The sequence below is a fragment of the Pantoea sp. 18059 genome (assembly GCF_902706165.1).
Classification (GTDB): Bacteria; Pseudomonadota; Gammaproteobacteria; order Enterobacterales; family Enterobacteriaceae; genus Pantoea; species Pantoea agglomerans.
The window spans coordinates 28,559-50,766 of the sequence record NZ_CACSJS010000005.1; the positions used below are offsets into that span (position 1 = coordinate 28,559).

General features: G+C 56.4%; 19 protein-coding genes. 15 read left to right on the forward strand and 4 right to left on the reverse strand.

Annotated elements, in window-relative coordinates; all coding sequences use genetic code 11:
- Positions 1-116: 116 nt before the first annotated feature.
- From lepA to acpS, 7 genes are all read left to right on the forward strand, one after another.
- Entirely contained in the window at positions 117-1,916 is a 1,800-nt protein-coding gene (gene lepA, locus GVJ63_RS14260) for a translation elongation factor 4 (protein WP_010257661.1), read from the forward strand.
- A 9-nt stretch (positions 1,917-1,925) separates the two neighbouring features.
- Positions 1,926-2,900 (forward strand): signal peptidase I, encoded by a 975-nt coding sequence (gene lepB, locus GVJ63_RS14265; RefSeq protein WP_010257658.1) that lies wholly within the window; start codon positions 1,926-1,928, stop codon positions 2,898-2,900.
- 131 nt (positions 2,901-3,031) lie between these two features.
- Entirely contained in the window at positions 3,032-3,712 is a 681-nt protein-coding gene (gene rnc / locus GVJ63_RS14270) for a ribonuclease III (protein WP_010257656.1), read from the forward strand.
- A 142-nt stretch (positions 3,713-3,854) separates the two neighbouring features.
- Complete coding sequence (gene era, locus GVJ63_RS14275) at positions 3,855-4,760, forward strand: GTPase Era (protein ID WP_010257653.1); 906 nt, start codon at positions 3,855-3,857, stop codon at positions 4,758-4,760.
- A 4-nt stretch (positions 4,761-4,764) separates the two neighbouring features.
- Positions 4,765-5,493 carry a DNA repair protein RecO gene (recO, locus tag GVJ63_RS14280; RefSeq protein WP_010257651.1) on the forward strand — a complete coding sequence of 243 codons (729 nt, stop codon included), beginning with the start codon at positions 4,765-4,767 and terminating at the stop codon, positions 5,491-5,493.
- Between the two features lie 72 nt (positions 5,494-5,565).
- A complete protein-coding gene (gene pdxJ / locus GVJ63_RS14285) occupies positions 5,566-6,297 on the forward strand; it encodes a pyridoxine 5'-phosphate synthase (protein WP_010257647.1) in 732 nt (243 codons plus the stop codon).
- Complete coding sequence (gene acpS, locus GVJ63_RS14290) at positions 6,297-6,677, forward strand: holo-ACP synthase (protein WP_010257645.1); 381 nt, start codon at positions 6,297-6,299, stop codon at positions 6,675-6,677. The genes pdxJ and acpS overlap by 1 nt, the downstream gene beginning before the upstream one ends.
- On the opposite strand, the gene GVJ63_RS14295 is transcribed toward acpS, so the two are convergent.
- Together GVJ63_RS14295 and GVJ63_RS14300 are read right to left on the reverse strand one after the other, a co-directional pair.
- Positions 6,674-6,922 carry a YfhL family 4Fe-4S dicluster ferredoxin gene (locus tag GVJ63_RS14295; protein ID WP_010671305.1) on the reverse strand — a complete coding sequence of 83 codons (249 nt, stop codon included), beginning with the start codon at positions 6,920-6,922 and terminating at the stop codon, positions 6,674-6,676. The genes acpS and GVJ63_RS14295 overlap by 4 nt on opposite strands.
- 55 nt (positions 6,923-6,977) lie before the next feature.
- Positions 6,978-7,817, reverse strand: a complete 840-nt coding sequence (locus GVJ63_RS14300; protein WP_010257643.1) for a MurR/RpiR family transcriptional regulator — start codon at positions 7,815-7,817, stop codon at positions 6,978-6,980.
- Positions 7,818-7,971: 154 nt separating this feature from the next.
- On the opposite strand from GVJ63_RS14300, the gene yfhb reads away from it, so the two are divergent.
- Positions 7,972-8,610, forward strand: coding sequence for a phosphatidylglycerophosphatase C (gene yfhb / locus GVJ63_RS14305; RefSeq protein ID WP_010257641.1), 639 nt, complete (start codon positions 7,972-7,974; stop codon positions 8,608-8,610).
- A gap of 63 nt (positions 8,611-8,673) precedes the next feature.
- Positions 8,674-9,165 (forward strand): tRNA adenosine(34) deaminase TadA, encoded by a 492-nt coding sequence (tadA, locus tag GVJ63_RS14310; protein WP_072123926.1) that lies wholly within the window; start codon positions 8,674-8,676, stop codon positions 9,163-9,165.
- On the opposite strand, the gene mltF is transcribed toward tadA, so the two are convergent.
- Positions 9,162-10,628, reverse strand: a complete 1,467-nt coding sequence (gene mltF / locus GVJ63_RS14315) for a membrane-bound lytic murein transglycosylase MltF (protein ID WP_033758659.1) — start codon at positions 10,626-10,628, stop codon at positions 9,162-9,164. The genes tadA and mltF overlap by 4 nt on opposite strands.
- 267 nt (positions 10,629-10,895) lie before the next feature.
- On the opposite strand from mltF, the gene purL reads away from it, so the two are divergent.
- From purL to glnB, 5 genes are all read left to right on the forward strand, one after another.
- A complete protein-coding gene (purL, locus tag GVJ63_RS14320) occupies positions 10,896-14,783 on the forward strand; it encodes a phosphoribosylformylglycinamidine synthase (RefSeq protein WP_159227041.1) in 3,888 nt (1,295 codons plus the stop codon).
- 579 nt (positions 14,784-15,362) lie between these two features.
- The gene (locus tag GVJ63_RS14325) at positions 15,363-16,790 is read left to right on the forward strand and encodes a HAMP domain-containing sensor histidine kinase (RefSeq protein ID WP_052271651.1); all 1,428 of its coding nucleotides are present in this window, start codon (positions 15,363-15,365) and stop codon (positions 16,788-16,790) included.
- Positions 16,791-16,793: 3 nt separating this feature from the next.
- On the forward strand, positions 16,794-17,462 hold the full coding sequence (qseG, locus tag GVJ63_RS14330) for a two-component system QseEF-associated lipoprotein QseG (RefSeq protein ID WP_033772428.1): 669 nt from the start codon (positions 16,794-16,796) through the stop codon (positions 17,460-17,462).
- Entirely contained in the window at positions 17,462-18,796 is a 1,335-nt protein-coding gene (glrR, locus tag GVJ63_RS14335; RefSeq protein ID WP_010257627.1) for a two-component system response regulator GlrR, read from the forward strand. The genes qseG and glrR overlap by 1 nt, the downstream gene beginning before the upstream one ends.
- A gap of 184 nt (positions 18,797-18,980) precedes the next feature.
- The gene (glnB, locus tag GVJ63_RS14340) at positions 18,981-19,319 is read left to right on the forward strand and encodes a nitrogen regulatory protein P-II (protein ID WP_159227042.1); all 339 of its coding nucleotides are present in this window, start codon (positions 18,981-18,983) and stop codon (positions 19,317-19,319) included.
- Between the two features lie 66 nt (positions 19,320-19,385).
- On the opposite strand, the gene hmpA is transcribed toward glnB, so the two are convergent.
- Entirely contained in the window at positions 19,386-20,570 is a 1,185-nt protein-coding gene (gene hmpA / locus GVJ63_RS14345; RefSeq protein WP_159227043.1) for an NO-inducible flavohemoprotein, read from the reverse strand.
- Positions 20,571-20,897: 327 nt separating this feature from the next.
- On the opposite strand from hmpA, the gene glyA reads away from it, so the two are divergent.
- Entirely contained in the window at positions 20,898-22,151 is a 1,254-nt protein-coding gene (gene glyA / locus GVJ63_RS14350; RefSeq protein ID WP_010257616.1) for a serine hydroxymethyltransferase, read from the forward strand.
- Positions 22,152-22,208 lie beyond the last annotated feature (57 nt).

The following is a 22,208-nucleotide window of genomic DNA, read 5'->3' on the forward strand; positions in this document are numbered from 1 at the left end:
AGTGTAATATGCGTCGTCATTAATGAGGCTGACAGGATTGTGGGTAAAGAGCGATCTTCCTGAATGTGTCTGTGCTCAGGTTTTCAACTGAATTTTAAGCGAAGATATCCCAATAAATGAAGCACATAAGAAATTTCTCCATCATCGCTCATATCGACCATGGCAAATCTACGCTCTCTGACCGCCTGATTCAGATTTGCGGCGGCCTCACCGCTCGTGAAATGGCTGCGCAGGTTCTTGACTCTATGGATCTGGAGCGGGAGCGTGGCATCACCATCAAAGCACAGAGCGTCACACTCGATTACCACGCGAAAGACGGCCAAACTTACCAGCTCAATTTCATCGATACCCCAGGCCACGTAGACTTCTCCTATGAAGTTTCCCGCTCACTGGCCGCCTGCGAAGGCGCGCTGCTGGTGGTGGATGCCGGTCAGGGTGTTGAAGCGCAGACACTGGCGAACTGCTACACCGCGATGGAGATGGATCTGGAAGTGGTGCCGGTTCTGAACAAAATTGACCTGCCCGCTGCCGATCCCGATCGCGCCGCGCAGGAAATTGAAGATATCGTCGGCATTGATGCAACTGACGCGGTGCGCTGCTCAGCCAAAACCGGCGTCGGCGTTCCGGAAGTGCTGGAACGCTTAGTGCGCGACATTCCGCCGCCAGAAGGCGATCCGGAAGCGCCGCTGCAGGCACTGATTATCGACTCCTGGTTCGATAACTACCTGGGTGTTGTTTCCCTGGTGCGCGTGAAAAACGGCACCATGCGCAAAGGCGACAAGATCAAAGTCCTGAGCACCGGCCAGGTTTATAACGCTGACCGCCTGGGTATCTTTACCCCGAAACGGGTTGATCGTAATGAGCTGAACTGCGGTGAAGTAGGCTGGCTGGTCTGCGCCATTAAAGATATCCTCGGCGCACCCGTGGGCGATACGCTGACTACCGCACGTAACCCGGCAGACAAAGCGCTGCCAGGCTTTAAAAAAGTGAAGCCGCAGGTTTACGCCGGTCTGTTCCCAATCAGCTCTGACGACTATGAAGCGTTCCGTGATGCGCTCGGTAAGCTGAGCCTGAACGACGCCTCGCTGTTCTATGAGCCAGAAAGCTCAACGGCGCTGGGCTTTGGTTTCCGCTGCGGCTTCCTCGGTCTGCTGCACATGGAGATCATCCAGGAGCGTCTGGAGCGCGAATACGATCTCGATCTGATCACTACCGCACCGACGGTGGTGTATGAAGTCGTGACCACCAGCGGTGAAATCGTTCATGTCGACAGCCCATCCAAGCTGCCGGCACTGAACAATATCGAAGAGCTGCGTGAACCGATTGCCGAATGTCACATGCTGCTGCCGCAGGAGTATCTGGGCAACGTCATCACGCTCTGTATTGAGAAGCGTGGCGTGCAGACCAACATGGTTTACCACGGCAATCAGGTGGCACTGACTTACGAAATTCCGATGGCTGAAGTGGTACTCGACTTCTTTGACCGTCTGAAATCAACCTCGCGCGGTTATGCCTCGCTGGATTACAACTTTAAACGTTTCCAGCCTTCAGACATGGTACGTGTTGACGTACTGATTAACTCTGAGCGTGTGGATGCGCTGGCGCTGATTACCCACCGTGACAACGCGCCTTATCGCGGACGCGATCTGGTTGAGAAAATGAAAGAGCTCATCCCGCGTCAGCAGTTTGATATTGCGATTCAGGCTGCCATCGGCAACCACATTATCGCGCGTTCAACGGTGAAACAGCTGCGCAAAAACGTTCTCGCCAAGTGTTATGGCGGTGACGTCAGCCGTAAGAAGAAACTGTTGCAGAAGCAGAAAGATGGTAAGAAGCGAATGAAGCAGGTTGGTAACGTTGAGCTGCCACAGGAAGCGTTCCTCGCCATTCTGCATGTCGGTAAGGACAGCAAATAAGGATTTCCAATGGCTAATATGTTCGCCCTGATTCTGGCGATAGCGACGCTGATTACTGGCATCGTATGGGTAATTGATCGTTTTAAATGGGCACCCGCGCGTCGCGCGAAACAGGCTGAGGCTCAGGCACAGACCGGTAACGCGCTCGACAGCAAAACGCTGGCGAAGGTCGCTGCAAAGCCAGGCTGGGTTGAAACGACCGCATCCGTGTTCCCGGTGCTGGCCGTGGTTTTCATCGTGCGTTCGTTTATCTACGAACCATTCCAGATTCCCTCTGGCTCGATGATGCCGACGCTGCTGATTGGTGACTTTATCCTGGTGGAGAAGTTTGCTTACGGCATCAAGGATCCGATCACCCAGACGACGCTGATCCCAACCGGTCAGCCGAAGCGCGGCGATATCGCGGTATTTAAATACCCGAAAGATCCGAGCCTGGATTATATTAAGCGCGTTATCGGCCTGCCGGGCGACAAAGTCATTTATGATCCTTACAGCAAAACGCTGACGGTGAAACCGACCTGCTCCGATGATAAAGCCTGTGACACAGCGTTAGCGGTAACTTACACCGACGTTGAGCCAAGCAACTTTGTTCAGACCTTTAGCGGCTTTGATGGCAACGAAACCGGCAACGGTTTCTATCAGGTGCCACAGGGCGATACCCTGCGCGGTGGTTTGCGCCTGGGAACCCGCAAAGAGACAATCGGTAACGTGACGCATGACATTCTGCTGGTAAACGAAGCGCAGAGTCAGGCAGGCATGTATTATCAGCAGCCGGGTCAGCCGCAGGCGAGCTGGGTCGTGCCGAAAGGGCAATACTTCATGATGGGCGACAACCGTGATAACAGCGCCGACAGCCGCTACTGGGGCTTTGTCCCGGAGCGTAATCTGGTCGGTAAAGCGGTCGCTATCTGGATGAGCTTTGAGAAACAAGAAGGCCAGTGGCCAACCGGCGTGCGATTCAGTCGCATCGGTGGTATCCACTAACATTATTGTCTGATTAACAGGCAAATCGGGTGGCCTCCTCAGGGAGGCCACTGCACACCAAACGGAACGTGTTGGATTACCAGCCCCGTTTGGTATGCAGAGTCACAGACGCAACAAAGAACTGGAATCGCATGAACCCCATCCTGATTAACAAGCTTCAGCGCAAACTGGGCTACACTTTTACTCATTCGGAACTGTTACAGCAGGCCCTGACTCACCGCAGCGCCAGCAGTAAGCACAACGAACGCCTGGAATTTCTTGGCGATTCTATTCTTAGCTATGTGATTGCTAATGCCCTTTATCACCGCTTCCCGCGGGTTGATGAAGGTGACATGAGCCGCATGCGCGCCACGCTGGTGCGGGGCAACACGCTGGCTGAAATGGCTCGCGAATTTGATCTTGGCGAGTGCCTGCGCCTGGGACCCGGTGAGCTGAAAAGCGGCGGTTTCCGTCGTGAATCGATCCTGGCGGATACGGTGGAAGCGCTGATTGGCGGTATCTTCCTCGACAGCAGTATTGAGCGGGTAGAGCAGCTGATCCTCGACTGGTATCAGACCCGCCTCGACGAAATCAGTCCTGGCGACAAACAAAAAGATCCGAAAACGCGCCTGCAGGAGTATCTGCAGGGACGTCATCTGCCACTGCCAAGCTATCTGGTGGTACAGGTACGTGGCGAAGCCCACGATCAGGAATTCACCATTCACTGTCAGGTGAGTGGCATGGCCGAGCCGGTTGTCGGCGTCGGCTCCAGCCGTCGTAAAGCTGAGCAGGCAGCGGCTGAACAGGCACTGATAAAATTAGGTCTTGAATAGATCTGTCGGGATGACAGTGCCGGAACCGGCACTGAACCATTAACCTGACACTCTATCCCGGCGTCAGAAGACGCTGAATGACACATGACTCAAATAGCACTCTTTCGGCGCCGCATCAGGCGCTGAACAATTCAGGACTCGAATGAGCGAAAACGTTACTTATTGCGGCTTTGTCGCGATTGTTGGCCGACCAAACGTCGGTAAATCCACCTTACTGAACCAGTTGCTGGGGCAGAAGGTGTCGATCACCTCGCGTAAGCCGCAAACCACGCGCCACCGCATCATGGGCATTCATACCGAAGGCGAATATCAGGCGATCTACGTCGATACCCCAGGTCTGCACATGGAAGAGAAGCGCGCCATTAACCGTCTGATGAACCGCGCAGCCAGCAGTTCTATTGGCGACGTTGAACTGGTGATTTTCGTGGTTGAAGGCACCCGCTGGACGCCCGATGATGAGATGGTATTGGGCAAACTGCGCGACAATAAAGTGCCGGTGGTACTGGCGATCAATAAGGTCGATAACATCCAGGATAAAAGCATTCTGCTGCCGCATCTGCAGTTCCTGAGCCAGCAGATGAACTTCCTCGATATCGTGCCTATTTCTGCTGAGAGCGGCAAAAATGTCGATACCATTGCGGCGATTACCCGCAAGCATCTGCCGCAGGCCGATCATCACTTCCCGGAAGATTACATCACCGACCGCTCACAGCGTTTCATGGCGTCAGAGATGATCCGTGAAAAACTGATGCGCTTCCTGGGTGCTGAACTGCCTTACTCCGTTACGGTTGAGATCGAGCGCTTCGTGACCAACGAACGTGGCGGTTACGACATTCACGGTCTGATTCTGGTTGAGCGCGAAGGGCAGAAGAAGATGGTGATTGGCAACAAAGGCGCCAAAATCAAAGTCATCGGAACAGAGGCGCGCAGAGACATGGAAGAGATGTTCGAAGCGAAAGTGCATCTCGAACTGTGGGTGAAAGTGAAATCCGGCTGGGCAGATGACGAACGTGCGCTGCGCAGCCTGGGTTATACAGACGATCTCTGATTCAATGGAAGGCTGGCAACGCGCCTTTGTGCTGCATAGTCGCCCCTTCAGCGAAACCAGTCTGCTGCTCGACCTGTTCAGCGAAAGTGAAGGGCGGGTGCGGGTTCTGGCCAAGGGCGCACGTTCGCGGCGCTCGCAGCTGAAGGGGGCGTTACAGCCTTTTACCCCGCTGCTGGTTCGCTGGAGCGGGCGCGGGGAAGTCAAAACCCTGCGCAATGCCGAGGCGGTGTCGCTGGCTTTACCGCTCAGCGGCATCACGCTCTACTGCGGTCTCTACGTCAATGAGCTGGTCTCTCGCGTATTGCAGCAGGAATTCCCCTTCTCAGAACTCTTCTTCGACTATCTCAACTGCCTTCAGGCATTAGCCTCAACGCACGGCAAGCCCGAACCGGCACTGCGGCGTTTTGAACTGGCGCTGCTCGGTCACCTGGGTTATGGCGTCGATTTCCTTCACTGCGCCGGCAGCGGCGAGCCGGTCAGCGATAACATGACGTACAGCTACCGCGAAGAGCGCGGCTTTATTGCCAGCCTGGTGGTCAATCAGCGCAGCTTTACCGGCCGCGAGTTGCGCGCCCTGTGCGAGCGAGAGTTTCCCGATGCCGACACCCTGCGCGCCGCGAAGCGTTTTACCCGCATCGCCCTGAAGCCCTATCTTGGTGGCAAGCCGCTGAAGAGTCAGGAGCTGTTCCGCCAGTTTATCCCGAAGAAAAAGCCTGAACAGGCAGAAGAATAGCGCGGGTCGTACCGCCTGTTTCACTTTGCGCGGTACACTCAACATCACGATGAAAAACAAGTGAGGACGGTCATGGCTGAGTTGCTGTTAGGCGTCAATATCGATCACATTGCCACGGTGCGTAACGCCCGTGGGACAAACTATCCCGATCCGGTGCAGGCGGCGTTTATCGCCGAGCAGGCGGGCGCAGACGGCATTACCGTGCACCTGCGCGAAGATCGCCGTCACATCACTGACCGCGACGTGCGTATCCTGCGTGACACCATCCAGACGCGGATGAATCTGGAGATGGCGGTCACCGATGAAATGATCGGCATCGCCTGTGATATCCAGCCCCATTTCTGCTGCCTGGTGCCGGAAAAGCGTCAGGAAGTGACCACTGAAGGCGGGCTGGATGTGGCGGGGCAGCAGGAGAAGATGAACGCGGCCGTACGACTGCTGAGTGACGCAGGCATTCTGGTTTCGCTGTTTATCGATGCCGATCACCGTCAGATTGAAGCGGCCGTGGCCAGCGGCGCGCCTTACATCGAAATTCATACCGGCGCTTACGCCGAAGCACCAGAGGGACTGGCGCGTGACGCTGAGCTGGCGCGTATCCGCCACGCCGCGACCTTTGCCGCCAGCCTGGGACTGAAGGTCAATGCCGGTCACGGTCTGACCTACCACAACGTGCTGCCGATTGCGGCGCTGCCGGAAATGCATGAGCTGAATATCGGCCATGCGATTATTGGTCGTGCGGTGATGAGTGGCCTGCCGGATGCGGTGAAAGAGATGAAGCAGCTGCTGCGTGAAGCCCGTCGCTGATGGCTATTCTGGGACTGGGTACGGACATCGTTGAGATTGAACGCATCGCCGGGGTGATTGAACGCTCCGGCGACCGGCTGGCACGGCGGGTGCTGAGCGAAGCCGAATGGCAGCAATATCAGGCGCACAAGCAGCCGGTGCGCTTTCTCTCTAAACGCTTTGCGGTAAAAGAGGCGGCAGCAAAAGCCTTTGGCACCGGCATTCGCGGTGGTCTGGCGTTTAATCAGTTTGAAGTTTATAACGATGCGCTGGGGAAACCGGGATTACGCTTCTTTCAGCATGCCGCTGAAGTGGCAGAGAGGCTGGGCGTTAAACACGTTCACGTGACGCTGGCCGATGAGCGTCACTACGCCTGCGCCACGGTGATCATTGAAAGCTAGCCGTGCAGCAGCACGAACTTCTCCCACAGCGCATCACGTGATTCGGTGTGCTGTGGGTCAATGATGATGGTGTTGTCGATGGGGCATACCTGCTGACAGGTTGGCGTCTCATAATGCCCGACGCATTCCGTGCAGCGGCTGACATCAATCTCATAGATCGCATCGCCCAGTGAAATGGCCTGGTTCGGGCACTCCGGTTCACACATATCGCAGTTAATGCATCTGGACGTAATCAACAGCGCCATTTTACCCACCTGATAACAACAGAAAAAGCGCGGGTATTATACGCGCTGCCGCTGATCAGACCAGCTTTTTCACCAGCGCTTCGCTGTGGCGAATATGACTGGACGCGCGTTCCGGATCGTTTTGCACCAGTGCCATAAACAGCAGATCGGTCAGTGCCAGCTGCGCCGTGGTCGAGGAGATGGCCGCGCTGCGGGTACTCTGCTCTTCCGCCACCGTATAGAGACAGTAACTGGCGCTCTGCTGCAGCGTATTCGGCGTAAAACCGGTAAACGCCACCACATCGGCGCCTACCTGAACCGCCTCCTGCGCGGCCAGATTGATCTCCCGCCGTTCACCGGTGTAAGAGATGGCGAGCAGCACATCGCCGGGCCCCATCGCCTGCACGCTGGCCAGCAGGGCGTGCATATCCTGCTCCGCCACCGCATTAATGCCAATCTTCATCAGCTTCCAGGAGAAGTCCTTCGCCACCAGACCCGAAGCGCCGATGCCCACCAGTAAAATACGCCGGGCATTTTTCAGCAGCTGTAACACATCGTTGAGTTTCTCTTCGCTGTTGATATCCAGCGTGGCGCGGATTGCCGAGAGTTTCTCCGTCAGCAGCTTCTCACCCACCATTTTAAGGGGATCGTCGCTGAGGATATGGTTATGTACGGTAATGGCATCTTTGTCCGCCAGTGACTCACTCAGGGCCAGCTTAAGCGCCGGAAAACCTTTGTATCCCAGTTTCTGAGCAAACTTCACCACGCTCGACTGGCTGACGCCAGACTCTTCCGCCAGCTTTTGCGAACTCAGGTGGCGCGCCCGATCGGGTTGCGACAGTAGAAAATCAGCCAGCCGACGCTCGTTCAATGCCAGACGTGGATAAAGCTGGCGAATGCGCAGCAATGAACTCATGCCCAATCCTCGTAATTCAGGGATAATCTGTGAAGAATAAACTATTCATCAGGCATTGTAGTCATCGGAATTAAAAATGACAGTCATCGCCGTAGCGCCTGATGATGGCTACACTACTCTTTATCATTCCAGAATCAGCCTGAAGGAGAGTTGTTTGACCAGGGGAACACAACGTCGCGTCGTATTTTTTGACCTGGATGGCACTTTGCACCAGCAGGACATGTTCGGCACTTTTATGCGCTATCTGCTGCGTCGCCGACCGCTTAATCTGCTGCTGGTGGTGCCGTTATTGCCGGTAGTGGGTATCGGCTTGCTGTTTAAAGGCCGGGCGGCACGCTGGCCCATGAGCCTGCTGCTCTGGTCTATTACTTTTGGCCGTTCTGAGCGGACGCTGCTGCAACTCGAAGCCGAATTTGCGCAGTGGTTCCGCCTGCGCGTTAAAGCCTTTCCGGTGGTTCAGCAGCGCCTGACCGATTACCTCGGCAGTGATGATGCTGACGTCTGGCTCATCACCGGATCGCCACAGTCTCTGGTGGAGCAGGTCTATTACGACTCCGCGTTTCTGCCACGCGTGAAGCTGATTGCCAGTCAGATGCAGCGCGGCTGGGGCGGGCGGGTACTGGCAATGCGCTGCCTCGGTCATGAGAAAGTGGCACAGCTGGAAGAGAAAATCGGCACGCCGCTACAGCTCTACAGTGGCTATAGCGACAGCAAACAGGACAACCCGCTGCTGTTTTTCTGTCAGCATCGCTGGCGCGTAACACCCGCAGGTGAGCTGCAACAGCTGGAATAAGTTTCTAAAGGATCGGTGAGACCGCTATAATGCGCCGCTTTTCTGTCGCCCGGAGTGGTCAGCATGAAACAACAAGATGAATACTGGATGCGCCATGCGCTTGACCTGGCGCGCCGGGCGTGGGAGCAGGGCGAAGTGCCGGTGGGTGCGGTGCTGGTTCAGAATGACCGGGTGATCGGTGAAGGCTGGAACCGGCCCATCGGCCAGCACGATCCGACGGCGCATGCGGAGATTATGGCGTTGCGGCAGGGCGGTAAAGTACTGGAAAATTATCGTCTGCTGGACACCACGCTCTATGTGACGCTGGAGCCGTGCGTGATGTGCGCCGGCGCCATGGTACACAGCCGCATCAGCCGGCTGGTCTACGGTGCGCACGATATCAAAAGTGGAGCGGCAGGATCGCTGCTCGATGTGCTGGGGCACCCCGGCATGAATCATCAGGTTGAATTACAGAGCGGCGTGCTGGCTGAAGAGTGTGCCGCAATGCTGAGCGACTTCTTCCGTATGCGTCGCGAGCAGAAAAAAGCGCTGCGTCAGGCGCAACGCCAGAATTAATTCATGGCGATCTTCGGTTCGACCGCCGGATAGCCTTTGGCCAGTTCGGCCTGTGCTTGTTGTGCTTCAGCCTGCTGCGCCAGGCGTTTTTCCTGCTCCTGCAGATAACCCACCAGGCTTAACTGATATTTGCGGATGTTCTCCACATAGTTATAGGCTTCATGCCCACGGGCATAGCCATAAGCCGTCTGGGTGTAGTAACGCTTCTGACTCAGCATGGGCAGACGCAGCTTCACATCCGCCCAGCTATCCGGATTACCTCCCTGGCGGGCAGTGAGTTTACGGACATCCAGCATATGGGCATAGCCCATGTTATAGGCCGCCAGCGCAAACCAGATGCGCTCATCTTCCGGGATGGTCTGCGGCACCTTCGCCATCATATCCTGCAGATACTGACTGCCGCCGCGAATGCTCTGTTCGGGATCGGTCCGGTCGCCCACATCCAGGCTCTCAGCGGTGTTACGGGTCAGCATCATCATGCCGCGCACGCCGGTAGGGGAGGTGGCCTGCGGGTTCCAGTGCGACTCCTGATAGGAGATCGCCGCCAGCAGTCGCCAGTCAATGCTGGTGGCGTACTTCTCAAACAGCGGTTTGATGTCAGGCAGTGTGTTGTCGATGGCGCGCAGGAAAGTGCGTGTATCGACATAATCAAAGGTGCCGACGTGGCCGAGATATTTCTCCTCCAGCCGCGCCATCGCCCCTTCTTCACCCATACCGTTAAAGAAGTCGAGCATCGCGGCATTCAGGCTGTCGTCATCGCTGTGCCGCACATACCAGGTGACCGGCTCTTCATCAGTGACGTCAAACGCCACCGCCAGCTGCGGATAGATGCGCTGCAGCAGAGCGATGGTCACGGAGTCGCCAATCGTATAGTCGAGCTTGCCGTCTGCCACCGCTTCCAGCAGGGCTTTAGGACTTTGATCGGTGGAGATCGCCCAGTCCAGATCGGGGTACTGATTTGACCGCGCGCTCTTCAGCGTTGACAGATAAGCCGATCCAGACGCAACAGTCAGCCGCCCCTTTAAGTCACCGAGGTTTTTAGGGCGCGGCTTATCCACGCGATAGACCAGCTGCTGCGAAACGTTGTAGTAGCCTGGCCCGGTCTGATAGCGGGTCAGGCGTTCGCTGTTGTAGTTCAGACCCGCGGCCAGCAAATCGGCTTTGCCATCATCTAAATCGTCAAACAGATCGCTCAGGTTGGGACGTACTGTCACCTTGAGTTTGACGCCCAGATAATCGGCGAAGCGTTTTGCCAGCTCATAATCCATACCGGCCGGAGATTGGTTCACTGTGTAGTAAGTCAACGGGGAATTGATGGTACTGACACGCAGTACTCCCCGTGATTTAATCTGTGAAATCTGGTCCTGCCCACCCCCATACCAGGGAATGGATGGCCATAGCGCTAACGCTAACAGCACGGCAACCAGACCGATAAACAGATAATTAAATTTTAGGCGTTTCAAATAGTTATCTCTCGCTGGCTCTAAGGCCTCTGTCTTTTAAAGGCAGTATTTGTCTTCTTTGAACTCCCAGAGCGAGGGGCATTTTGCGCAACAAAATCACGCTGAGCAACTTTTATAGCAGCTTTTGCGCAAAATTCAGGCAAATCCGGGTCGCCAAAAATTGTGCGCAAACGGTTTCGTCGCGAGGTCGCTTTCTCTATAATACGCCCCGTTTTCCCTGTTGCGCCCAATGAAGCGTCGCCCGGCGCCCTGACGAGAGATTTATTAATGGAAATTCTGCGTGGTTCGCCCGCCCTGTCGGCATTTCGTGTAAACAAACTGCTGACCCGCTTTCAGGACGCTCATCTGCCGGTGAGTGATATTTACGCTGAGTACATCCATTTTGCTGATGTCAGCACGCCCTTAAGCGCTGACGAACAGAGCCGTCTGCAGCGCCTGCTGAAATATGGTCCCTCTCTCGCTGAACATGCCCCACAGGGGCGTCTGCTGCTGGTGACGCCTCGTCCCGGCACCATTTCGCCCTGGTCATCCAAAGCCACTGACATTGCCCACAACTGCGGCCTGCCGCAGGTACGTCGTCTGGAGCGCGGCCTGGCCTTTTATGTACAGGCCCCACAACTGACGGAAGCGCAGTGGCAAACGCTGGGCACACTGCTGCACGATCGGATGATGGAAACGGTCTTCGGCGATCTGGCGCAGGCTGAACAGCTGTTCGCGCATCACACGCCACAGCCGGTGAAAAGTGTCGATCTGCTGGGTGAGGGCCGTCAGGCGCTGGTTCAGGCGAATATCTCACTGGGTCTGGCGCTGGCCGACGATGAAATCGACTATCTGGTGGCGGCGTTTACCGCACTGGGCCGCAATCCCAACGACATTGAACTCTACATGTTTGCGCAGGCGAACTCTGAGCACTGTCGTCACAAGATCTTCAACGCCGACTGGATTATTGACGGCGAGAAACAGCCAAAGTCGCTGTTTAAGATGATCAAAAACACCATGGAGCAGACGCCGGACTACGTGCTCTCTGCTTACAAAGATAACGCCGCCGTGATGGAAGGCTCAGAGGTTGGCCGCTTCTTTGCTGACGCCGGAGAGAGCGAATACCGCTGGCATCAGGAAGCCGCACACATCCTGATGAAGGTGGAAACTCATAACCACCCGACGGCCATCTCGCCGTGGCCTGGTGCTGCGACCGGTTCCGGTGGTGAAATCCGTGATGAAGGCGCAACCGGAAGGGGTTCGAAGCCAAAAGCGGGCCTCGTCGGTTTCTCTGTATCGAACCTGCGTATCCCTGGCTTTGAACAGCCGTGGGAAGAGGACTTCGGCAAACCGGCCCGCATCGTCAGCGCGCTGGAAATTATGACCGATGGCCCGCTGGGCGGCGCTGCATTTAACAATGAATTTGGTCGTCCGGCTCTGAATGGTTACTTCCGTACCTATGAAGAGCAGGTCACCAGCCACAACGGCACTGAGCTGCGTGGCTACCATAAGCCCATTATGCTGGCGGGCGGCATCGGGAATATCCGTGCCGATCACGTGCAGAAAGGTGAAATCACCGTAGGCGCGAAGCTGGTGGTGCTGGGCGGTCCGGCAATGAACATCGGCCTGGGCGGCGGCGCGGCGTCATCGATGGCCTCGGGTCAGTCTGATGCCGATCTCGACTTTGCCTCGGTACAGCGTGATAACCCGGAGATGGAGCGCCGTTGTCAGGAAGTGATCGACCGCTGCTGGCAACTGGGTGATGAGAACCCGATTCTGTTTATCCACGACGTGGGCGCTGGCGGTCTCTCCAATGCGATGCCGGAGCTGGTCAGCGATGGCGGTCGTGGCGGCCGGTTTAACCTGCGTGACATCCTGAGTGATGAGCCTGGCATGAGTCCGCTGGAGGTCTGGTGTAACGAATCACAGGAACGTTATGTGATGGCAGTGGCACCCGATCAGCTGGCGCAGTTTGAGGCAATTTGCCAGCGCGAACGCGCACCGTTCGCGGTCATTGGTGAAGCCACCGAAGAGCTGCACCTGAGCCTGGAAGATAGTCATTTCGGTAACAAGCCGATCGACATGCCGCTTGATGTCCTGCTGGGCAAAACGCCGAAGATGACGCGGGATGTGGTGACGCAGCAGACACAGGGCACTGCCCTGCAGCGTGACGGCATTACGCTGGTCGATGCGGTGAACCGCGTGCTGCATCTGCCTGCCGTGGCGGAAAAAACCTTCCTGATCACCATCGGTGACCGCAGCGTGACCGGCATGGTTGCGCGCGACCAGATGGTGGGACCGTGGCAGATCCCGGTTGCCAACTGTGCGGTGACTACCGCCAGCCTCGACAGCTATCACGGCGAAGCGTTTGCCCTGGGCGAACGTTCACCGGTTGCGCTGCTGGACTTCGCGGCATCGGGTCGTCTGGCCGTCGGTGAAGCACTGACCAACCTGGCGGCTACCCATATTGGTTCGCTGAAGCGTGTGAAGCTTTCCGCAAACTGGATGTCCGCAGCCGGTCATCCGGGTGAAGATGCCGGTTTATATGCGGCGGTGAAGGCAGTCGGCGAGGAGCTTTGCCCGGCGCTGGGGATCACTATCCCGGTCGGTAAAGATTCGATGTCGATGAAAACACGCTGGCAGGAAGGCAGCGAACAGCGCGAAATGACCTCACCGCTGTCGCTGGTGATTACCGCTTTTGCCCGCGTCGAAGATGTCCGTCGCACCGTCACGCCACAGCTGCAGGCCGATCAGGATAATCTGCTGCTGCTGATCGATCTGGGCAACGGCGCGAATACGCTGGGCGCAACCGCGCTGTCGCAGGTTTACCGTCAGCTTGGCGACAAACCTGCCGACGTGCGCGATGCCGCTCAGCTGGCGGGCTTCTTCAATGCCATCCAGGCGCTGGTGGCTGAGCAGAAACTGCTGGCTTATCACGATCGCTCCGACGGTGGTCTGCTGGTGACGCTGGCCGAGATGGCGTTTGCTGGTCACTGCGGCATCGACGTTGACATCGCCTCGCTGGGTAACGATGCGCTGGCTGCCCTGTTTACCGAGGAGCTGGGCGCGGTGATTCAGATCAACGCCGCCGATCGCGCCGTGGTTGAGCAGATCCTGGCGGATCACGGCCTTGCCGACTCGACGCATCTGCTGGGCAGCGCGCAGCCGGGCGATCGCTTTGTGATCCGTTCTGGTGACAGCGCGGTCTACAGTGAAAGCCGCAACACATTGCGTACCTGGTGGGCGGAAACCACCTGGCAGATGCAGCGTCTGCGCGACAACCCGGCGTGTGCCGATCAGGAACATGAAGCGAAGAAAAACGACAGCGATCCTGGCCTGAACGTTAATCTGACCTTTAATCCGCAGGAAGATGTTGCTGCCCCGATGATCGCCACTGGCGCACGTCCAAGGGTCGCGGTGCTGCGTGAGCAGGGCGTGAACTCCCATGTAGAGATGGCCGCCGCCTTTGATCGGGCAGGTTTCACCGCCATTGACGTTCACATGAGCGATCTGCTGGCCGGACGTCGCGGTCTGGAAGAGTTCCAGGCGCTGGTCGCCTGTGGCGGCTTCTCCTACGGCGATGTGCTGGGTGCCGGTGAGGGCTGGGCGAAATCGATTCTGTTTAATCCGCGCGTGCGTGACGAGTTCGAAACCTTCTTCCACCGTCCGCAAACCCTGGCGCTGGGCGTCTGCAACGGCTGCCAGATGATGTCTAATCTGCGTGAACTGATCCCAGGCAGCGATCTCTGGCCGCGCTTTGTGCGTAACCAGTCTGAGCGCTTTGAAGCGCGTTTCAGTCTGGTAGAAGTGGCCGACAGTCCATCGCTGTTGCTGGACGGCATGGCCGGTTCGCATATGCCCATCGCCGTTTCGCACGGTGAAGGCTTTGTTGAAGTGCGTGATGCTTCGCATCTGGCGGCGCTGGAGTCGAAAGGGCTGGTGGCACTGCGCTTTGTCGATAACTTCGGCAAGGTAACAGAAACCTATCCGGCTAACCCGAATGGCTCACCAAACGGCATCACTGCCGTGACCAACGAAAGTGGTCGCGTCACTATCATGATGCCGCATCCGGAGCGGGTGTTCCGCACCGTCAGCAACTCCTGGCATCCGGCAGAGTGGGGTGAAGACAGCCCGTGGATGCGTATTTTCCGCAATGCGCGCAAACAGCTGAGTTAATGTAATCCGCTGAAAAGAGCAGGAGGCCAGTGTGCCTCCTGTTCTTTTTTGTGGCTCTGTTGGCAAACGGCGACAATGAGTATGTCGCACTGTCTCTTTTTGGCGACATCTATCTCGTTGATTTTAAATGAACGCTCATCCGGCGCGATTTCATGTCGCTCAGCGGAGACAGTTTTCCCTTGCTGTAATCAGATTTTGCGCAGCAGTTGTCCGGTAAGCTTATTCAATTTGCTGAAAAATATAATGATTTATTTCCTGGCATGGAACTTGCTATACTCATGCAGCTGCTCATTCACCTGTTTATGATTGCCCCGCTTAGCGGAGAAGAGCTCATAAAGCCCGAATGACGCACCAAACGGAGCCTGCCGTCCAACTGACCGATAATCGCTTGCGTTATCAAACACCGGACGTAACGTTGAGTAAGGCTCCACCCATTTTTACGCGATGCATCACGCGTCGTGCCAGCGGCAGGCCATCGAGCCTGCCGTTTTCTTTTGTTCCCCTTTCTTCCGCCGACACCTTTCTTCCGCTGACAGAGTCCGTTAGCATCCAGACAGCAAATCTTAAGGAAGCGGCTGCGTGAAAAAATGGCGTTTATTTCCCCGTTCTCTGCGTCAGCTGGTGCTGATGGCGTTTGTACTGGTGCTGCTGCCGTTGCTGGTGCTGGCCTGGCAGGCGTGGGAAAGTCTCTCTGCGTTAAGCGAACAGGCAGCGGATACCAACCGCAATACCTTCACCGACGTTCGCAGAAGTGAGGCGATGGCACGAACGGCGGTTGAGCTGGAGCGCAGCTATCGCCAGTACTGCGTGCTGGATGATGCCTCGCTGGCGCGCCTTTATCAGACCCAGCACACCCGCTACAGCCAGATGCTGAGTTCGCACAGCGCCAGCCTGCCCGAACTGCCCGCATTCCAGACTTTACAGGCGACGTTGCCGCTGCTGACACCGTTAAAGTGCGATAACGGCAATCCGGTTACGCCTGCCGCAGAGGCGCTGGATCGTTTTTCTGCCACCAATGCGCAGATGGTGCAGGACACGCGCGAAGTGGTGTTTTCGCGCGGCCTTCAGCTGCAGCGCGAAATTGCCGATCGCGGCCAGTTTTTTGGCTGGCAGGCGCTGATTCTGTTTATCATCAGTCTGGCGTTGATGACGCTGTTTACCGGCATGATTATCGGGCCGGTCAAGCGCATTGAGCGGATGATCAACCGGCTTGGCGAAGGCCGGGAACTGGGTAACAGCGTGACATTTCGCGGCCCGCGCGAGTTACGCTCGCTGGGACAGCGCATCGTCTGGCTCAGCGAACGGCTTCAGTGGCTGGAATCGCAGCGCCATGAATTCCTGCGCCATCTTTCTCACGAACTGAAAACGCCGCTGGCCAGCCTGCGTGAAGGCACCGAACTGCTGGCGGACGAGGTAGCCGGGTCGCTGAACGCCGATCAAAAAGAGGTGGTCACTATCCTCGACGGCAGCAGCCGTCATCTGCAGCGGCTGATTGAACAGCTGCTTGATTACAACCGTAAACTGGCAGATGGCCCGATCCAGCTGGAACCGGTCAGCGTGGCGGAAATTGTGGAGGGGGTGGTGAATGCACATGCACTCTCGGCGCGCGCCAAACTCATGCAGACGGTTGTCGATCTGGCGGTCAGTCACTGCCTTGCCGAACCGATGTTACTGATGCGGGTCATCGATAATCTCTATTCGAACGCCGTGAACTACGGCAGCGAATCCGGTACCATCTGGCTGCGCAGTCAGCAGCAGGGCGATCGGGTCTGGATTGATGTCGCGAACAGCGGCACGCCGATCCCGCCGGAAGAGCAGGCAATGATTTTCGAACCTTTTTTCCAGGGTAGCCAGCAGCGCAAAGGGCCGGTAAAAGGCAGTGGGCTGGGATTGAGTATTGCCAAAGATTGCCTGCGCCGGATGCATGGCGACCTGACGCTGGTCTCCTGCGAGCAGGCTGACGTCTGTTTTCGAATTGAACTGAACACCACAGCCGGGAAAGTCTGACTGATGAAATATTTACCCGCTTTGCTGTTGAGCACACTGACCACGCTGCTGCTCAGCGGATGTACGACCTCCCCGGCCACCTCATCCCTGCCGTCAGGCCATCAGGTAGCGGAACCCGAGGTCAGCGTGGCTGATTACCTGGCGACCCGCTGCAATGACCTGTGGACGATAGAGAATAGTGCGGCACTGAGTAATCCTCTCTACTGGATGCGGGCCATCGATTGCGCTGAACGCCTTTCCCCCGCCGAGGCCCGAGCCGAAGCCCACCGTTGGCCGGTTGAGAGCTGGTCGCGCGCTTTCAAGCAGGGCGTGCTGATGTCGAACGGCAACGTGACGCCAGTGGAGCGTCGTCGTTATGTTGAAACCCTGGATCGCTACAGCAGCGATTTCCCGCAGTCTGTGCGTCCGCTGCTCCAGTTGTGGCGCAGTAATCAGGCCGCGCAGCTCGACCTGAGTGAAGCGCGCACCCGTTATGTTCATCTGCAACAGAGCAGCGATACGCAGCTGGAGGCGATACGCCAGCAGATGGTTAAACAGCAGCAGCAGCTCAGCGACACGCAGCATAAGCTGGAGCGACTTACTGATATTGAGCGCCAGCTTTCATCGCGGAAAGCCCCGGATGTTTCTGACAGCGGCCACGGCACTGCGCTGCCGCAGGATGAGGAGCAATAATGGTCAGACAAGCGGCAAAACTGCTGCTGGTGGATGACGATCCCAGCCTGCTGAAGCTGCTGGGCATGCGTCTTCGCAGCGAAGGTTATCAGGTCACCACCGCGGCCAGCGGACCCGAAGCGTTGCGTCTGCTGCAGAAAGAAAAAATCGAGCTGGTGATCAGCGATCTGCGGATGGATGAGATGGATGGTCTTGCGCTGTTTGGCGAGATCCAGAAACGCCACACCGGTCTGCCAGTGATTATCCTGACGGCGCACGGTTCTATCCCGGACGCAGTTTCCGCCACGCAGCAGGGCGTCTTCAGCTTCCTGACTAAACCGGTGGATAAAGATGCGCTTTACAAAGCGATCGATGAAGCACTGGCTCAGCAGGCGCCGGTCAGCGATGACCGCTGGCGGGAAGCGATCGTCACCCGCAGCCCGCTGATGTTGCGGCTGCTGGAGCAGGCGCACATGGTGGCGCAGTCGGACGTCAGCGTGCTGATTAACGGGCAGAGCGGTACTGGTAAAGAGATGCTGGCACAGGCGATTCACGCCGCCAGCCCGCGAAACGGCAAGCCCTTTGTCGCCATTAACTGCGGCGCACTGCCGGAACAGCTACTGGAGTCAGAGCTGTTCGGGCATGCCAAAGGGGCCTTTACCGGCGCAGTCAGTGCCCGTGATGGTCTGTTTAAAACTGCAGGTGGCGGGACGCTGTTCCTGGATGAGATTGGCGATATGCCGCAACCGCTACAGGTTAAGTTGCTGCGGGTGTTGCAGGAGCGTAAGGTCAGGCCGCTGGGCAGCGATCATGATATTGAGATTGACGTGCGCATTATTTCAGCCACGCATCGCGATCTGCCGAAGGCGATGGAGAAAAAGGAGTTTCGCGAGGATCTCTTCTATCGTCTTAATGTGGTGAACCTGAAGATTCCGGCGCTGCATCAGCGCACTGAAGATATTCCGCTGCTGGCTAATCATCTGCTGCGACAGGCGGCGGAACGGCATAAACCGCAGATCCGCAGTTTTTCCGTTGATGCGATGAAGCGGTTGATGGCGGCCAGCTGGCCGGGCAATGTGCGTCAGCTGGTTAACGTGATTGAACAATGTGTAGCGCTGAGCTCATCGCCGGTCATCAGCGATGCGCTGGTGGAGCAGGCGTTAAGCGGTGAGAATAGTGCTTTGCCGACCTTTGCTGAGGCGCGCAATCAGTTTGAGCTGAACTATCTGCGGAAGCTGTTGCAGATGACCAAAGGCAATGTAACCAATGCCGCACGTCTGGCTGGACGCAACCGCACGGAGTTCTATAAGCTGCTGTCTCGTCATGAGCTGGATGCCAGTGATTTCAAAGAGTAGCGGAGGCTGCGGAGTGATACCGGCAGGTTGCCTGCTCAGGCCCGAATCAGAATGGGTGCGGTCAGCATAATCTGGCAGCGCTTGCGGCAACCTGAAGAATCCCGGATATTACCGCCCGACAGCGCCAGCAACATTTATACTTGATAAACCCTCTGACCATGGAGGGAGTGAAAAAGGGTCTGACATGAAAAAGATTGATGCGATTATCAAACCATTCAAACTCGATGATGTCCGTGAAGCCTTAGCGGAAGTCGGCATCACCGGGATGACCGTGAGTGAAGTAAAAGGTTTTGGCCGCCAGAAAGGGCACACCGAGCTTTACCGCGGCGCAGAGTATATGGTCGACTTTTTGCCTAAAGTGAAAATCGAGATGGTGGTGGGCGACGATATCGTTGATACCTGCGTCGAGACCATTATGCTTACTGCGCAGACCGGCAAAATCGGTGATGGTAAAATCTTTGTCTTCGACGTGGCGCGCGTGGTGCGCATCCGTACTGGCGAAGAGGATGAAGAGGCGATCTGATTATATCTTTATCAGCTCTTTATCAGCATAAAGAAGCCCGCGCTGCGGGCTTTTTTTATTGCTCAATTACATCCCTTTGTGCGGTCCAAAAAGTTCGTAATGAATGCGTGTATCTGCCACGCTGGCATCACGCAGTTGCGTCACCACATGCTGCATAAAGGGCAGCGGACCGCAGAGGTAGAAGTGGGTGTCGGGTGAGGCGAGACGTGCGGAGATCGCGGTGATATCCATCAGACCCTGCGCGTCATAGCGACCGGCATCTTCAGCGGCGGGATCGCGATACCAGACCTGACTGACGAAATCGGTGAGCTGTGCGCCCGTAGCTATCACTTCCGGGCCAAATGCGTGCTGTTTGCCGTTCTCTGCTGCGTGCAGCCAGCTGACCGGCGCGCGGTGCTGGCGGGCCGCCAGGGCATGCAGCATGGCCAGCATCGGCGTCTGACCCACGCCCGCGGATATCAGCGCCACCGGGGTTGCAGCATCGACCTCAAGGAAGAAGTCGCCATGCGGTGCGGCCAGCATCAGCTCATCACCCACTTTGCCATTCTGATGCAGCCAGCCGGAGACGGTGCCCTGCGCTTCACGTTTCACCGCAATCCGGTAATCTTTGCCATTACTGAGGTGAGTAAGCGAGTACTGGCGAATCTGGTGATGTTCGAAACTGGCGGGCTGCAAATGCACCGTCAGATACTGACCCGGTTTAAAGGCCGCTACCGGGCCGCCATCTACCGGACTGAAGGTAAAGCTTTTAATCACCTCGCTCTGCTGCTCAACAGCACTGATGCGAAACGCACGAGTGCCGCGCCAGCCACCGGTTTGCTGCTCCGTCGCCTGATAAATCTCCTCTTCGCGATTAATGAACACATCTGCCAGTACGCCATAGGCCCGGCCCCAGGCTGCCAGCGCCTCTTCACCCGGATTCAGCAGCTCTTTAATGGTTGCCAGCAGATTTTCACCGACGATGGCGTATTGCGCAGGCTGAATATTCAGGCTGGTATGTTTCTGTGCAATCTTTTCCACCGCAGGCAGCAGCACGGCCAGGTTCTCCAGATTCGCGCCATAGGCGCAAATGGCGTTGAACAGCGCTTCACGCTGATCGCCATTGCGCTGGTTGTTCATATTGAAAACATTTTTGAGTTCAGGATGGTGCGACAGCATACGGTCATAGAAGTGTGCGGTAAGCGCAGGACCACAGGCGGCGATGGCAGGCAGGGTCGATTTAACCGTGGCGATAGTGTGTGCATCAAGCATAAAAGCGGCCTCTCATTTAAAGATGTATTTTAAATGCATCTTATAGCCGTCTCGCCTGTGGTGTAAATAACCCGATAAATTTCCCGGTTGTCAAAGTGGCAACTTTTTGGTGCATCCTGAGAAACCGCCGTCACATCCTGAAGAAAAATTGTGGCGTCTGAACAGGGTGAAAAGGTGTAAAAAAGCCCTGCCAGTAGCCAGCCAATCGTTTGCGTAAAAAGAGGAGGTTCACCCTACCTTCACCTGTTAAAACGGTTTACACTGTGGGCCTTCGCCCCTGAAGGGGGGTAAATACCGTCAGAAAGTTAGCTGAGTCAGGAGATCCGGATGTTAAAGCGTGATATGAACATTGCCGATTACGATGCCGAGTTGTGGCAGGCGATGGAGCAGGAGACAGTGCGTCAGGAAGAGCACATTGAACTGATTGCTTCTGAAAACTACACCAGCCCGCGTGTTATGCAGGCACAAGGTTCTCAGCTCACCAATAAATACGCTGAAGGCTATCCGGGCAAACGCTACTACGGCGGCTGTGAGTACGTTGATATCGTTGAGCAACTGGCGATCGATCGCGCAAAAGAACTGTTTGGTGCCGATTACGCTAACGTGCAGCCACACTCAGGTTCACAGGCTAACTTTGCGGTTTACACCGCGCTGCTGCAGCCGGGCGATACTATTCTGGGGATGAACCTGGCGCACGGTGGACACCTGACTCACGGCTCACCGGTTAACCTGTCGGGCAAACTCTATAATGTTGTGGCTTACGGTATCGATGAGACCGGTAAAATTGACTACGACGAACTGGCTGAACTGGCGAAAACCCACAAGCCAAAAATGATCGTTGGCGGATTCTCAGCTTACTCCGGCGTTTGCGACTGGGCGAAAATGCGCGAAATCGCGGATAGCGTAGGTGCATGGCTGTTTGTGGACATGGCACACGTTGCCGGCCTGATTGCTGCAGACGTTTACCCGAGTCCGATCCCGCATGCGCACATCGTGACCTCTACCACTCACAAAACGCTGGCGGGTCCGCGCGGTGGTATCATTCTGGCGAAAAACGGCGACGAAGATTTCTATAAGAAACTGAACTCTGCTGTCTTCCCTGGCGGTCAGGGCGGTCCTCTGATGCACGTTATCGCTGGTAAAGCGGTTGCGTTCAAAGAGGCGATGGAGCCGGAATTCAAAACCTACCAGCAGCAGGTGGCAAAAAACGCCAAAGCGATGGTTGAGGTGCTGATTGAGCGTGGCTATGACATCGTTTCTGGCGGCACGTATAACCATCTGTTCCTGATCGATCTGGTGAGCAAAAACCTGACTGGTAAAGAAGCGGATGCGGCGCTGGGCCGTGCCAACATCACGGTTAATAAAAACAGCGTGCCTAACGATCCGAAAAGCCCGTTTGTCACTTCCGGTATCCGTATCGGTACGCCAGCTGTTACCCGTCGTGGCTTCAACGAAGCGGACGTGCGTGAGCTGGCTGGCTGGATCGCGGATGTGCTGGATAACGTCAATGACGAAGCGACCATTGAGCGCACCAAAAAGAAAGTGCTGGAAATCTGCAGCCGTCTGCCGGTCTACGCTTAATCGTTAACCTGTTGTGAGACAGCATACAAAGGATGGCATCAGCCATCCTTTTTTATT